This window comes from Rhodobium gokarnense (assembly GCF_025961475.1).
In the GTDB taxonomy this organism is placed as follows: domain Bacteria; phylum Pseudomonadota; class Alphaproteobacteria; order Rhizobiales; family Rhodobiaceae; genus Rhodobium; species Rhodobium gokarnense.
Window position 1 is genome coordinate 95,826 of record NZ_JAOQNS010000007.1, and the last position, 12,054, is coordinate 107,879.

At 65.6% G+C, this 12,054-nt stretch carries 15 protein-coding genes; 5 read left to right on the forward strand and 10 right to left on the reverse strand.

All coding sequences use genetic code 11. From position 1 onward, the window contains the following. Positions 1 to 2: 2 nt before the first annotated feature. From M2319_RS13465 to M2319_RS13475, 3 genes are all read right to left on the reverse strand, one after another. Positions 3 to 1,514: a diguanylate cyclase domain-containing protein gene (locus M2319_RS13465; protein WP_264601983.1), complete on the reverse strand. Its 1,512-nt coding sequence runs from the start codon at positions 1,512 to 1,514 to the stop codon at positions 3 to 5. Between the two features lie 106 nt (positions 1,515 to 1,620). Further along, on the reverse strand, positions 1,621 to 2,313 hold the full coding sequence (purQ, locus tag M2319_RS13470; RefSeq protein ID WP_264601984.1) for a phosphoribosylformylglycinamidine synthase subunit PurQ: 693 nt from the start codon (positions 2,311 to 2,313) through the stop codon (positions 1,621 to 1,623). A gap of 31 nt (positions 2,314 to 2,344) precedes the next feature. Then, positions 2,345 to 3,085, reverse strand: a complete 741-nt coding sequence (locus tag M2319_RS13475) for a DUF4336 domain-containing protein (protein ID WP_264601985.1) — start codon at positions 3,083 to 3,085, stop codon at positions 2,345 to 2,347. 155 nt (positions 3,086 to 3,240) lie between these two features. On the opposite strand from M2319_RS13475, the gene M2319_RS13480 reads away from it, so the two are divergent. Together M2319_RS13480 and M2319_RS13485 are read left to right on the forward strand one after the other, a co-directional pair. Then, on the forward strand, positions 3,241 to 4,581 hold the full coding sequence (locus M2319_RS13480; protein WP_264601986.1) for a DUF3592 domain-containing protein: 1,341 nt from the start codon (positions 3,241 to 3,243) through the stop codon (positions 4,579 to 4,581). Then, the gene (locus M2319_RS13485; protein ID WP_264601987.1) at positions 4,578 to 5,627 is read left to right on the forward strand and encodes a DUF3592 domain-containing protein; all 1,050 of its coding nucleotides are present in this window, start codon (positions 4,578 to 4,580) and stop codon (positions 5,625 to 5,627) included. The genes M2319_RS13480 and M2319_RS13485 overlap by 4 nt, the downstream gene beginning before the upstream one ends. 16 nt (positions 5,628 to 5,643) lie before the next feature. Here M2319_RS13485 and M2319_RS13490 read toward each other — a convergent pair whose 3' ends face one another. The 3 genes from M2319_RS13490 to purC are packed head-to-tail and all read right to left on the reverse strand — an operon-like array spanning position 5,644 to position 6,857. Then, complete coding sequence (locus M2319_RS13490; RefSeq protein ID WP_264601988.1) at positions 5,644 to 5,781, reverse strand: phosphoribosylformylglycinamidine synthase-associated small membrane protein; 138 nt, start codon at positions 5,779 to 5,781, stop codon at positions 5,644 to 5,646. A gap of 21 nt (positions 5,782 to 5,802) precedes the next feature. Next, positions 5,803 to 6,042: a phosphoribosylformylglycinamidine synthase subunit PurS gene (gene purS / locus M2319_RS13495; protein ID WP_264601989.1), complete on the reverse strand. Its 240-nt coding sequence runs from the start codon at positions 6,040 to 6,042 to the stop codon at positions 5,803 to 5,805. Positions 6,043 to 6,092: 50 nt separating this feature from the next. Beyond that, positions 6,093 to 6,857, reverse strand: coding sequence for a phosphoribosylaminoimidazolesuccinocarboxamide synthase (gene purC / locus M2319_RS13500; RefSeq protein WP_111433760.1), 765 nt, complete (start codon positions 6,855 to 6,857; stop codon positions 6,093 to 6,095). A 324-nt stretch (positions 6,858 to 7,181) separates the two neighbouring features. Between purC and M2319_RS13505 the strand changes: the two genes are divergently transcribed. The 3 genes from M2319_RS13505 to M2319_RS13515 all read left to right on the forward strand — a co-directional run bounded on the left by M2319_RS13505 (position 7,182) and on the right by M2319_RS13515 (position 8,771). Then, positions 7,182 to 7,505 carry a DUF1476 domain-containing protein gene (locus M2319_RS13505; RefSeq protein WP_264601990.1) on the forward strand — a complete coding sequence of 108 codons (324 nt, stop codon included), beginning with the start codon at positions 7,182 to 7,184 and terminating at the stop codon, positions 7,503 to 7,505. Positions 7,506 to 7,642: 137 nt separating this feature from the next. After that, positions 7,643 to 8,419, forward strand: a complete 777-nt coding sequence (locus M2319_RS13510; protein ID WP_264601991.1) for an HpcH/HpaI aldolase family protein — start codon at positions 7,643 to 7,645, stop codon at positions 8,417 to 8,419. A gap of 136 nt (positions 8,420 to 8,555) precedes the next feature. Beyond that, positions 8,556 to 8,771, forward strand: a complete 216-nt coding sequence (locus M2319_RS13515; protein WP_264601992.1) for a hypothetical protein — start codon at positions 8,556 to 8,558, stop codon at positions 8,769 to 8,771. Positions 8,772 to 8,955: 184 nt separating this feature from the next. Here M2319_RS13515 and M2319_RS13520 read toward each other — a convergent pair whose 3' ends face one another. The 4 genes from M2319_RS13520 to M2319_RS13535 all read right to left on the reverse strand — a co-directional run bounded on the left by M2319_RS13520 (position 8,956) and on the right by M2319_RS13535 (position 12,031). Further along, on the reverse strand, positions 8,956 to 9,516 hold the full coding sequence (locus tag M2319_RS13520; RefSeq protein WP_264601993.1) for an RBBP9/YdeN family alpha/beta hydrolase: 561 nt from the start codon (positions 9,514 to 9,516) through the stop codon (positions 8,956 to 8,958). Positions 9,517 to 9,720: 204 nt separating this feature from the next. Continuing rightward, a complete protein-coding gene (locus M2319_RS13525) occupies positions 9,721 to 9,903 on the reverse strand; it encodes a hypothetical protein (RefSeq protein ID WP_264601994.1) in 183 nt (60 codons plus the stop codon). Between the two features lie 74 nt (positions 9,904 to 9,977). Further along, positions 9,978 to 11,285: an adenylosuccinate lyase gene (gene purB, locus M2319_RS13530; protein ID WP_264601995.1), complete on the reverse strand. Its 1,308-nt coding sequence runs from the start codon at positions 11,283 to 11,285 to the stop codon at positions 9,978 to 9,980. Positions 11,286 to 11,464: 179 nt separating this feature from the next. Continuing rightward, the gene (locus M2319_RS13535) at positions 11,465 to 12,031 is read right to left on the reverse strand and encodes a hypothetical protein (RefSeq protein WP_264601996.1); all 567 of its coding nucleotides are present in this window, start codon (positions 12,029 to 12,031) and stop codon (positions 11,465 to 11,467) included. Positions 12,032 to 12,054 lie beyond the last annotated feature (23 nt).

Sequence of the window (12,054 nt, forward strand, 5' to 3'; positions counted from 1 at the left end):
AGTCACGCGGGACGGGTGGCGGGCGCCAGGACCTTGCGCGGTTGCCGCTCTTGGCTGTCCTGGCGCAGGTCGTCGGCGCAGACGGTGCGGCCGCGGCCGCGTTCCTTGGCCCGGTAGAGTGCCTCGTCGGCGTTGCGCATGACGGTCTTGGCGGCGCGGCCGTCCTCCGGCCACCAGGCAACGCCGATGCTGGCGCCGACGCTCGCCGTGCCGCCGTCCAGGGCGATCGGCTCGCAGACGCTTTCGATGAGCGCGTCGCAGAGCCACAGTACGGCGTCGCGGTCGAGCTTTTGGCGCAAAAGGATGATGAACTCGTCGCCGCCGACGCGCGCCGCCATGCCGTTCGGCCCGACGGCGGCGGCGATGCGCCTTGCGATGGCGACGATCACCGCGTCGCCGGCGTGGTGGCCGTAGGTGTCGTTGACGGCCTTGAAGCGGTCGAGGTCGAGGCAGAGGATGGCGCAGCGCTCCGCCGCGCCCGCATTGATGATCTGCTCCAGCGCCTCGTCGAACTGCAGCCGGTTGGGCAGGCCCGTCAGCGCGTCGTGGAAGGCGAGGCGCCGGTTTTCCTCCTCGCTCGCCTGCAGGGCGCGCAAGGTGCGGGCATAGCGCCAGACGATGACCAGCAGGATCAGCACCACCACGGCCATCAGGATCGTTGCGTGGGGCAGGGCGCGGTGCCAGATCGTCTTTGCCGGCGCGGCCGGCTGCCACACCGCCTCGAAGAGCTGACCGCCCTCCACGATCGGGATCGCAAGCCGGGTTCTTTCGCCGTCGACCGATCCGAGGTCGGTGCCGGCCTCGACGATGCGGAAACCGGTCAGCCCGAGCTTCTGCTCGATGGCCGAAAACACCTCCGCGTTGAACGGTTTGAAGGTCAGCAGGATGTGCGGATAGCCTTCCGGCAGGACGGCGTCATCGTCCGGCACGATGGTCTGGGCGACGAGGACACCGATCATGCCGTGGGCCTTGCGCAGGTCGGCGACATAGAGCGGCCGATCCGAGCGCACCGGATGGTCGGGAATGTAATAGCCGTTGCCGCGCCGCTTCCGGGCTGCCATGTAGCGGGCGCGGGTGGTCTCGATGAGGTCGCGGTTGGCCTCGACGAGTTCCGCGCCGGCGTCGGGGTGCACGCGCTGCTGGCGGATGACGGTGACCCGCGGCGTCCCGTCGACGGCGACGATGACCGTCGTGTGGATGCCGAAATCGTCCCAAAGCCAATCGGTGATCTCGTCCTCGACGAAATCGTCCATCTCGTCTCTGTCGAGCGCTTCGACGGTCTTGTCCCAGTGGGAGATCTGCGACTGGTCGTGGGCGAGGAGTTCCAGCTGCCGGTGGATCTCGTTCTTGACGAGGTTTTCCTCCACCGTCTTGCGAAGGTCCTCGGCGATCGTTCCGGCCTGGTGCAGCACGAAGATGTTGGAGGCCGCGAACAACAGCACGATCAGCGCGCTGGCCGCATAGATCAGCCTCACGATGTTTCGGTGTGGCGTCGCCGCCCCGGAAATCGCCATTCCAGTCTCCCTGTCCGGTGCGATCCTGACAGAGAGGGCTGAACGTTCCGATAAATACTATGGTTTTCGGTCTGTTAACGCTGTTTCGCGATGGCTGCAGCGGGCCTCAGGCCGCAACCGCCTCGAGAAGGCTGGCGAACAGGGCGCGTCCGTCCGTGCCGCCCTGGTGCGGGGCGACGAGGTTTTCCGGATGCGGCATCATGCCGAGCACGTTGCCGGCCTCGTTGAGGATGCCGGCGATGTTGCGCTGGGAGCCGTTGGGGTTGGCCGCATCGGTGACGGCGCCCTCGGCGTCCGCGTAGCGGAAGACGATGCGGTTCTCGCCCTCCAGCCGGTCGAGGGTCTCGGCATCGGCGAAATAGTTGCCGTCATGGTGGGCGACGGGGCAGCGGATCACCTGGCCCGGCTCGTAGCCGCGGGTGAACAGCGTCTCGGCGTTGTCGATCTTCAGGTGCACCTCGCGGCAGACGAAGGTGAGGCCGCGGTTGCGCATCAGGGCGCCGGGCAGGAGGCCGGCTTCGGTCAGGATCTGGAAGCCGTTGCAGACGCCGAGGACGGGGACGCCGGCGTCGGCCTTGGCGATGATGTCCGGCATCACCGGCGCGCGGGCGGCGATCGCGCCGGAGCGCAGGTAGTCGCCATAGGAAAAGCCGCCGGGAAGCACCACCAGGTCGACGTCGGGGACCTTGTCCTCGGCGTACCAGACCGAGACCGGCGGCGTGCCGGTGATCCAGGTCAGCGCGTCCATCATGTCGCGGTCGCGGTTGGAGCCGGGAAAGACGATGACGGCGGATTTCATGGGGCTGTCTCCGGGTTGGTCTCCGGCGCGCTCACAGCGCCCATCGGAAGGCACGGGCAAGTTCGGCGGCGCCATTCTCGCGATACCATTTGCCGTGCGCAAGGACCACCTTTTCCGCCGGCCAGGCGAGAATCTTTTCCACCGCTTTCCTGACCTCGTCGCCCTGCAACCGGAATGTCTGGCGCAGGTCCGGCGGCACCTTGCCGTTGGGGTGGTGGATGCCGGCAAGGCGAACGAGCCAGCGCAGCCAGAAGCAGGTGATTCGGTCGAGTTCGAAATTCTCGATGAGGTCGGTGACGATCACCGTGCGCGAGGCGCGGTGGAAGAACACCGCCTCGGCCATGAAGGAGCCGGGCACCAGCACCTGGTCGACGTCGTCGCGCCAGGCCTGCGGCGCCTCCGGCCCGAGTTCTCCATCGACGTCTTCGAGCCGGTCGCCGGCCTGCTCGGCGACCTTCGGCGCGAGGTGCACCTTGGCCGCCGGCCAGGCCGTCTTCCAGTCGGCGACCCACCAATAGTGGATGCGGTTCGGGGCGATCAGGTAGGCGACTTCGCCGATGGCCTCGATTTCCGCCTTCAGGCCCGGCGTCAGCTCGGTCGGCGAATGGACCCAGAGCCGGCCGCCCGTCAGGCGGATGACGGTCATCCGGGTCGGGAAGGGGAGCTTCAGGCCGTAGAGCTTGAAGTCGATCTTCGGGCCGTCGACGATCCAGATGTCGTCGCCGATGGCCTTCAGGGTGTTGATGGGCTCATAGAGCTTCAGGCAGGACATGGGTCGGTGTCGATCCTTATCTACATGCCGCCTTTCCGGAAAGGACTTGGCAACCACGTATACAATCGGCGGCGGCGGGTTAATCCGCTGTTGCAGGGGCCGCGATAGGGTGGCGGCAAGGTCGTTTCGTCCAGCCTCCCCGCGGAATTCCGAAGATGCGCCGAAGACTGTTCCGGTCCCTGCGATCGCTTTCCAACTCGCTGAACGTCGTCGGCGCCATCGTCGTGCTCGCGAGCCTTTTCATCGGCACCATGGAGACCTCCGACTGGCTGCGGCTGCCGACCGCCACCGCAACGGTTCAGGCTGTCACAGTCAAGTGCGCCATGTCCTACAAGGTCGGCAAATACGACCGCAAGAAGAGCGTGGTCGACTGCGGCGAGGTCGGCGCGATCAAGGCAAAGGCCCCGGACCTCAACTGGACGGTCCGCCAAGTGTCTTTTGCGACGCTCGTCTACCGGCCCGGCGGCGGCAAGCTCGTCATCGACGATTTCGCGCTGACGGCGCTGCACCGCGACAGCGTCGCCGTCGGCGAGAAGCTGACGGTCTACTACCGGCCGGCGCGGCCGGAGATCGCCGTTGGCGGGCCGAGCTGGAGCTGGTTCCGCGGTTTTGCCGTGGTGGCCGGCCTCGGCCCCCTCATCCTTGCCGGCGCCTGGCTGTTGCGCAAGGCGGCCTTCTGGTTGCTGACCGAGGAGGAAAAGCTGGCGGTCGAGGCGGTGACGAAGGCGCGTTCGGCAGACAGCCTCGGCGCCCGGCTCGGCAAGGCGCTGGTGGCGATTCCGCTCGCCTTCTTCGGCACGTTCGGGCTTTATGCGGGCGGTGCGCTGACGCTTGCGGCCGGCATCGGCTACGGCATCATCTCCTACGGCGAGAGCGCCTCCGTCTCGACCATGGCGACGGTGACGGGGATCCGCGAGGTCTGCGAAATTTCATACAAGAAGGGCACGTTTTCCTCGGTCGCCAGAACGGTCGATTGCGCCGATGCGGCGGCGGAAATGGCGAAGCTGCCGCAGGTGCGCTGGAAGACGAAGCGGCGCACGGAGGTGCGCTTCGCCTATACGGCCACGGATGGAAAAACGCGGACCGCCAAGGAGACGACGGTGCGCGATATTGCAAAATTCCCCGGCGTCGGCGGCAAGCTCAAGGTGCAGTACCGGGAAAGCCGGCCCGGTTCGGCCAGACTTGCGCCGGACGCGGGGCTCATGCGCTCGCTCTTGTGGTTCCTGGCGATCGCGGCCGCCTTCTTCGTCGTCGGCCTCGTCTGCCGGCCGATCCTGAAGCGCTTCGAAAAGCGGCAGGCGGACGACTTCCAGGACAAGGCGACAAAGGAGTTCATGACGCTCGCGATTGCCAAGATGGCAAAGGATGCCGGCTTCGCCGATGTGCCCGAGGCGCCGCGGCATGGCCATGAGCGGCGGCTGCCGACCCATGGAGCGCCACCGCGCCCACCACAGCCGGGTCCGGGCGGCGGATTCGGACGGAGGGTGACCACATGATTCTGAACGTCCTGAAGCCGCTGATCGACACCAAGGCGATCGCGGGCGCCGAGAGCGCCGACAAGCCGCCTCTGGTGCGCATGCTCTCCTTTTTGATGCCGGTCCTCATCCTCGCCGACCTGGTGCTCTTCTGGCATGGCATGGTGAGCGGCGGCGTCGGCCTTGCGATCGTCCTCTTCATCCTGCGCTTCGTCCTCAATGCGGCCTTGAGGGACGTTGCCGAAGCGGAGCGGGATGCGGCCTCGGACCCCGAAGTGCGCACGCCGCCGGCGCCGCAATACGCGCATCCCTTCGACCGGCTGATGCACCGCTTCGGCCTTGTCGGCAAGTTCGGGCTGTCCTCGGTGCTGGGTGTCGTCAGCGCTGTCTTCTTCATTGCCGGCGTCATGATCACGGTGGCGATCGTCACCAAGGGCGTGGAGGCGACGGGGCTTGCCTCCGACTGGCGCTGGGCCGAGGCCGAAGTGCTCGCCAAGACCCGGCAGTGCCTGGTGCGGGGACGGAACGGCGCGGCGGACCGGCTGCTCGACGAGGCTGTCTGCCAGTTGCGGCGCGATCGCGTGGGCTCGCGCGAAGTGGTTCCGATTCTGACGATCCGCTTTCCGCTGGACGACGGCTCGTTCCAGGGCCTGGAGGTCCGGCAGTACAAGGTGGCGCAGGGCAAGGTCGCCGTCGGCGACAAGCTGCCGATCGCTTACGATCCGGACAATCCGGAACAGTTCGTCAAGCGCCAGACCAACTACTGGCGCATCGCTTCCGGTTCGGTGATGGTGCCGCTGCTGCTCTTTGCCATTGCCTATGGCGCCGGACGCTGGCGCCGGCGGCTCGTCGGCGCGCCGTCTCCGGCCCGCGGCGTCGTCAGGCGCGACCGAGACATCCGGCAGGCGCCGCCGCAGGAGGCGCCAAGGACGCGGCTTGCCGGCGATGCGGGGGCCTTGAAAGGGCGGACCGGCCGGGATGCCGTGGCGGCGTACCGCGATCAGGCGCGCAGCACGCCGCCGCTCAGCAGCGGTCCGGTGCAGCGGCGCAGAGGCTGGTTCGGATAAGATCCGCGCAAAAACGCTAGAGCATCACCACGACGGCGATGACCGAGGCGACGATCGGGATGCCGATGAAGATCGCCGCCTTGATCGCGAGGAACCGAATGGCAGCGCCGGCGTCGTCCGATGCGGTGCAGGTTTCCGGAGTGTCTTCGGCCATGGTGCTGCGTCCCCGGACGGGTTAGCCGATCTCGACGGCGTAGTTCTCGATCACCGTATTGGCGAGCAGCTTCTCGCACATCTCCGACAGCGCGGCCTCGGCCTTTTTCGGGTCGGTCTCGGCAAGCTCGATGTCGATGACCTTGCCCTGGCGGACTTGCTCCACGCCGGAAAAATCGAGGGCGGCGAGGGCCTTTTCGATGGCCTTGCCCTGGGGATCGAGGACGCCGTTTTTCAGGGTGACGGTGATGCGCGCTTTCATGTCCGTTTCGCCGGCCTGCTTAATTACTTGGAGGAGCTACTGAACGGGCCTTACTGAACGAGGCGGGGTCCGCCGTTCAGCGGCCGTTCGTTGTCGTTGAGGATGCCGAGGCGGCGGGCGACGTCCTGGTATGCCTCCAGCATGCCGCCGAGATCGCGCCTGAACCTGTCCTTGTCGAGCTTTTCCTCGGTCTCGATGTCCCACAGGCGGCAGGAATCGGGGGAAATCTCGTCGGCGACCACGATCCGCATCATGTCGCCTTCCCACAGCCGGCCGCACTCGATCTTGAAGTCGACGAGGCGGATGCCGACGCCGAGGAACAGGCCGGACAGGAAGTCGTTGACGCGGATGGCCAGCGCCATGATGTCGTCGATCTCCTGCGGGTTGGCCCAGCCGAAGGCGGTGATGTGCTCCTCGGTGACCATCGGGTCGTCGAGTTCGTCGTTCTTGTAATAGAACTCGATGATGGAGCGCGGAAGCTGGGTGCCTTCCTCGATGCCGAGGCGCTTGGACAGCGAGCCTGCGGCGACGTTGCGCACCACGACTTCCAGCGGAATGATCTCCACCTCGCGGATCAACTGCTCGCGCATGTTGAGGCGGCGCAGGAAATGGGTCGGGATGCCCATCTCGTTCAGGTGGTTGAAGACGAACTCCGAGATCCGGTTATTGAGCACGCCCTTGCCGTCGATGATGTCATGCTTCTTCTTGTTGAAGGCGGTGGCGTCATCCTTGAAATGCTGGATCAGCGTGCCGGGCTCCGGGCCCTCATAAAGGATCTTGGCCTTGCCTTCGTAAATGCGGCGGCGACGGTTCATGGGTTCTTACCAGAGTTTTCTTGGCCAGAGTTGTGGTGCCAGAGTTGTGGTGGATGTCCGTTCAGGCGGGCGACAGACCTTTTGCCCGGTGCGCCCTCCATTCGAGCGATACCGGCTGCGTTGGAATCGGTCGGCGCTTGCGAAACGAGGGCGGAACCTAACCGATCCTGAGGAAATGCACAATCACTGCGAATCGCCAATGGCAAAAAGCCCGGCGCTTCGGTGGACAACCGTTGATTTATGCCGGTGTGATGGATATGCAAGGGGCATCGGCGACCGCAGTAGAACAACACGTAATAAGGCCGTTGAAGGGAGACGCCTCGGATGACGACTTTCGACAAACGCGAAGAAGCGTTCGAGAAGAAATTCGCCCATGACGAGGAATTACGCTTCCGGGCGACGGCCCGGCGAAACAAGCTGCTCGGCCTGTGGGCGGCCGAAAAACTCGGCAAGACCGGCGAGGAGGCCGACGACTACGCCAAGGAAGTCGTCAGGGCCGATTTCGAGGAGCCCGGCGAGGAAGACGTCTTTCGCAAGGTTCACGGCGATTTCGAGGCCGCCGGCGTGGAGCAGTCCGAGCACCAGATCCGCCGGACCATGAACGAACTCATGATTGTGGCCATGCAGCAGATTAACTCGGAATCCTGATTGCCGCTTTTGAGGCGCCTTTCGGTGCGTCGGGTCGGCGCCGATGTCGCGCCGCGGCCTTCCCCTTTCCCCCGCCTCCGGGTCTATACTCCTGTCCATAAAGGGCTGATTGCGCGCAATTTCCGGAGGGCAGCACCATGACCGATATCGTCTCCTCACTCGCTGAAACCATCCGGGCCGGCGAAACGGTCATTACCGGATGGTCGTCGCTGCCGGAGCCGCTGGTGGCCGAGACCATGGCGCGGGCCGGCTACGACGCCGTCACCCTCGACATGCAGCACGGCTTCCACACCATCGAGTCGGTGCACCGGGGCATCGCCGCGGTTCGGCTCGCGGGCAAGCCGGCGATCGTCCGGGTGCCGGTCGGTGATTTCGCCGCGACCAGCCGGGCGCTCGATTTCGGCGCCGCGGCGGTCATCGCGCCGATGATCAACTCCTATGAGGACGCCAGGCAATTCGCCGACTTCATGAAGATGGCGCCGGTCGGCAGCCGGAGCTGGGGTCCGCACCGGGCGATGGCGATCGCCGGCGAGGCCGATCCTGACGCCTATCTCGCCAATGCCAACCGGCAGACGCTGGCGCTTGCCATGATCGAGAGCCGGGAAGGGGTCGCCGAGCTTGAGGCAATCCTCGGCGTTGCCGGCATCGACGGCATCTTCGTCGGGCCCTCGGACCTGTCCATCGCGCTCTCCGACGGCGGCGCCCTCGATCCGACCGGCGAGCGGGTCATGATGGTGACGGGCGAGATCGCCGAACGGGTCCGCGACAGCGGCAAGATCGCCGGCATCTTCTGCTCCAATGTGGGCCATGCGGGCATTGCCATGGACCTCGGCTACCGGCTGATCGCGCTCGGCAGCGACGCCTCGATCCTGCGCGCCGGCAGCGAGGCGCTCCTGGAAAAAATCGGCCGATAGAACTCCGCCATGTCCGGGGAAATGCTGCGACGGATCGTCCCGATCGCCGCCTCGTCTTGAGTTAGATCAAATCCAAAATCGTTTTTTCATTCAAAAGTCGTGATGATGGGGTTTTCCGGAGCGAACGGAGAGGGAAATGTTCAAGATTGCATTGATGTTGTGGATTGTGATTGCGCCGACCCTGGCGGGCATCCTGTTCACCGCCGGCCTGGCGATGGGCAACGCCAACGAGCCGACGGACAACAGGATGATGCTCATCGGCCTGGCGGTCGCCGGCTTCGTGATCGCCATTCCGGTGGCGTGGATCGTCGCCAAGAAGGTGACCACGGCGTTCGGCCGTCGTTCGGCCTGATTATCGGCTATTCCTGGGGGGTTGAGACGGCAGGAAACGGCCGGCGGCGACGCCGGCCGTTTTCGGTTTCCGGGTATTTTGCGTTCGGACCCCACGCAGCTTTTCGGCGCATCGGCGCCCGTTCGGGCTTGCGACGCCTGGCGGCGTCGGGCGGCCGGAACGCCCGACATGCATTTGGTGACAATTACGCCCGGCGGATGCTGGAGAGGAACCGGGCGAAGGTCAGCGAGCCCTCCGGCCAGGGGCCGTGGCCGCTGTCGCTGTCGAGGTGGCCGACATCGCCGGCATCGATGACGAAGGAGCCCCAGGCGTGGCCGAGGTCGTCGGCGGTCTCGAAGCTGCAGGCCGGATCGGAGCGGCTGGCGACCAGCATGGAGGGAAAGGGCAGGGGATCGCGCGACAGCGGCGCCAGCGCCGGATCGACGGTCTCCGGAATCCGGCCGTCCTCCACGTCGACAGGGGCGACGAGGAAGCCTGCAGCGAGCTTTGCCGGATCGAGGTTCGGCGCGGCATGGACCATGGCGGCGATGCCGAGCCCATGGGCAAGGAACACCACCGGCCGCTCGGCCTCGCCGACCGCTTCGACGATCCGTTCTACCCAGGCGGACATGTCCGGGCAGGCCCAGTCGTCCTGCACCACCCGGCGCGCGGTCGACAGCTTGCGCTCCCAGCGCGTCTGCCAGTGGTCGTCATCGGCATTGCCGCAATCGGGCAAAATCAGGAGGTCGGCCTCGGCGGCTTTCATCGGGATGCTCGTCGTGATCTGCGAAGAATGAGGGGTGATATCGGAGCGCATCGGCTTGGCCAAGGCTCGCGACCCTGTTTTAGAGCGTTTTGCTGAAAAGTGGACCCGGTGGAACACGCATTGTCCACGGGCCACGGCGGGGCCGAACACGAAAAAGCCGGCGTAAAGCCGGCTTCCTCGCGGGGACGCGTCCTAGATGGAACCCTAGTTTCCCGACTGCCCGATGTCCGGGACCTCGACGGACAGGTTGATGTCTGCCTCCTGCTTGTCGAAGAACCCGCCATAGTAGAGCGCGCCGGCGCCGACTATGAGGACGACGAGCATTCCGGCGATGAACCAGCCGGGTCCGTTGCTGCGTTCGGTCCGAATGACTTCACGATCGGCCATTGTGTCGTTCTCCCATCTTGCAATGGGCAAACAACGCGGCGCGGCGCGAAAGGGTTCCCAGCCGCGACGGCCGGTCAGATGTCGCCGAACACCCGCCGGAAGATCGTGTCGACATGCTTGGTGTGGTAGCCCATGTCGAATTTCTCTTCGATCTGGGCGTCGGTGAGCGCGGCGGTGACGTCGGGGTCCGCCTTCAGCTCGGTCAGAAAATCCTTGCCCTCTTCCCAGACCTTCATGGCGTTGCGCTGGACAAGGCGGTAGGCGTCCTCGCGGGAGACGCCGGCCTGGGTCAGCGCCAGGAGGACGCGCTGGGAGTGGACGAGGCCGCCGAGGCGGTCGAGATTGCCTTGCATATTCTGCGGATAGACCACCAGCTTGTCGACGACGCCGGTGAGGCGGGACAGCGCGAAGTCGAGGGTGACAGCGGCGTCCGGGCCGATCATGCGCTCCACGGAAGAGTGGGAAATGTCACGCTCGTGCCACAGGGCGACGTTCTCCATTGCCGGCATCGCATAGGCGCGGACCATGCGGGCAAGGCCAGTGAGGTTTTCCGTCAGCACCGGGTTGCGCTTGTGCGGCATGGCGCTGGAGCCCTTCTGGCCCGGCGAGAAATATTCTTCTGCCTCCAGCACCTCGGTGCGCTGCAGGTGGCGGATTTCCGTCGCCAGCCGCTCGATGGAGGAGGCGACGACGCCGAGGACGGCAAAGAACATGGCGTGGCGGTCGCGCGGGATGACCTGGGTGGAAACCGGCTCGGCGATCAATCCCATCTTTGCCGCCACGTGCTCCTCGACGCTCGGGTCGATGTTGGCGAAGGTGCCGACGGCGCCGGAGATGGCGCAGGTGGCAACCTCGGTGCGGGCGGCTTCCAGCCGGGCGCGGCAGCGGTCGAACTCGGCATAGGCCTGGGCCAGCTTCAGGCCGAAGGTGGTCGGCTCGGCGTGGATGCCGTGGGAGCGGCCGATGGTGAGCGTGTCCTTGTGCTCCAGCGCCCGGCGCTTCAGGGCCTCAAGCAGGCCGTCCATGTCCTTGAGCAGCAAATCGGCGGCGCGCACGAGCTGGACGTTGAAGCAGGTGTCGAGGACGTCCGAGGAGGTCATGCCCTGGTGGACGAAGCGGGCCTCGGGGCCAACGATCTCCGCAAGGTGGGTCAGGAAGGCGATGACGTCGTGCTTGACCTCGCGCTCGATGGCATCGATGCGGTCCACGTCGAAGGTGGCCGGGCCGCCCTTTTCCCAGATGATCTTTGCTGCGTCCTTCGGGATGACGCCGAGCTCGGCCTGCGCATCGGCGGCGTGGGCCTCGATCTCGAACCAGATACGGAACTTGGTCTCGGGCGACCAGATCGACGCCATCTCGGGGCGCGAATAGCGCGGGATCATCGCGTGTCCTCAAACTCATTGGAAAAAGAGAAGGCTGCGGTCTAGCAGATGATCCGGACGGCGACAATGCGCCCGGCTAAAGCGCTTTCCCAAAAAGTTGTTAGACTTTTTGGACACGAAATCGCGTGAAAAAATCAAGCTAAAGCATGTTGCGTGTTTCAGGAAAAACGCAACATGCTTTAGCGCCCGGATCGCCGCGCGAAGACCCAGGAGGCGGCAAAGAGCACCGGAAGGCCGAAGGGCAGGATCAGCTTCAGCCCGCTGGACATGAAGATGTAGACCGCCGTCGCCCCGGTGTAGGCCATCTGCATCAGCCAGAGGCGGCCGATGTGGTCGGTGTGCCACTGGGCGTAATAAATGCGGAACTGCAGGAAGAAGAGGAAGGCGGTGATGCCCGCCGTGATGGCCATGAGCGCCACGGCGATGGCCGCGAGGCGGGCGGAGAACGGCCGGGCGCCGGCGACGCTTGCCGCCAGCACATAGGCGAGGAAGCCGCCGAGGAGCGCGCCGAGGGCAAAGAGGATGAGAATCGCGCCGGTGCGCGGGTTGAAGGCCATCTCGCGCCAGTAGAGATGGAGGGCGACGGCGACAACGACCCCACTGGCATAGGCGGGCGCAAAGACGAGGCCGGGAAGGAGCGCGGCGCGGGCGCGCGTGAACGCCGCGCGAAGCAGGCCGGCGGGTGCGCCGCCGGGCTTCACCGCGGGCGCAGCATCTGCTTCGCGGCGGTCGATCGTGATCTCCATCGTCCTTGGTCTTAATCTAAAGA

Bases quoted from the DNA above. Each gene is read 5' to 3' on its own strand.
- M2319_RS13465 (WP_264601983.1), bottom strand. From the start codon at position 1,514: ATGGCGATTTCCGGGGCGGCGACGCCACACCGAAACATCGTGAGGCTG.
- purQ (WP_264601984.1), bottom strand. From the start codon at position 2,313: ATGAAATCCGCCGTCATCGTCTTTCCCGGCTCCAACCGCGACCGCGAC.
- M2319_RS13475 (WP_264601985.1), bottom strand. From the start codon at position 3,085: ATGTCCTGCCTGAAGCTCTATGAGCCCATCAACACCCTGAAGGCCATC.
- M2319_RS13480 (WP_264601986.1), top strand. From the start codon at position 3,241: ATGCGCCGAAGACTGTTCCGGTCCCTGCGATCGCTTTCCAACTCGCTG.
- M2319_RS13485 (WP_264601987.1), top strand. From the start codon at position 4,578: ATGATTCTGAACGTCCTGAAGCCGCTGATCGACACCAAGGCGATCGCG.
- M2319_RS13490 (WP_264601988.1), bottom strand. From the start codon at position 5,781: ATGGCCGAAGACACTCCGGAAACCTGCACCGCATCGGACGACGCCGGC.
- purS (WP_264601989.1), bottom strand. From the start codon at position 6,042: ATGAAAGCGCGCATCACCGTCACCCTGAAAAACGGCGTCCTCGATCCC.
- purC (WP_111433760.1), bottom strand. From the start codon at position 6,857: ATGAACCGTCGCCGCCGCATTTACGAAGGCAAGGCCAAGATCCTTTAT.
- M2319_RS13505 (WP_264601990.1), top strand. From the start codon at position 7,182: ATGACGACTTTCGACAAACGCGAAGAAGCGTTCGAGAAGAAATTCGCC.
- M2319_RS13510 (WP_264601991.1), top strand. From the start codon at position 7,643: ATGACCGATATCGTCTCCTCACTCGCTGAAACCATCCGGGCCGGCGAA.
- M2319_RS13515 (WP_264601992.1), top strand. From the start codon at position 8,556: ATGTTCAAGATTGCATTGATGTTGTGGATTGTGATTGCGCCGACCCTG.
- M2319_RS13520 (WP_264601993.1), bottom strand. From the start codon at position 9,516: ATGAAAGCCGCCGAGGCCGACCTCCTGATTTTGCCCGATTGCGGCAAT.
- M2319_RS13525 (WP_264601994.1), bottom strand. From the start codon at position 9,903: ATGGCCGATCGTGAAGTCATTCGGACCGAACGCAGCAACGGACCCGGC.
- purB (WP_264601995.1), bottom strand. From the start codon at position 11,285: ATGATCCCGCGCTATTCGCGCCCCGAGATGGCGTCGATCTGGTCGCCC.
- M2319_RS13535 (WP_264601996.1), bottom strand. From the start codon at position 12,031: ATGGAGATCACGATCGACCGCCGCGAAGCAGATGCTGCGCCCGCGGTG.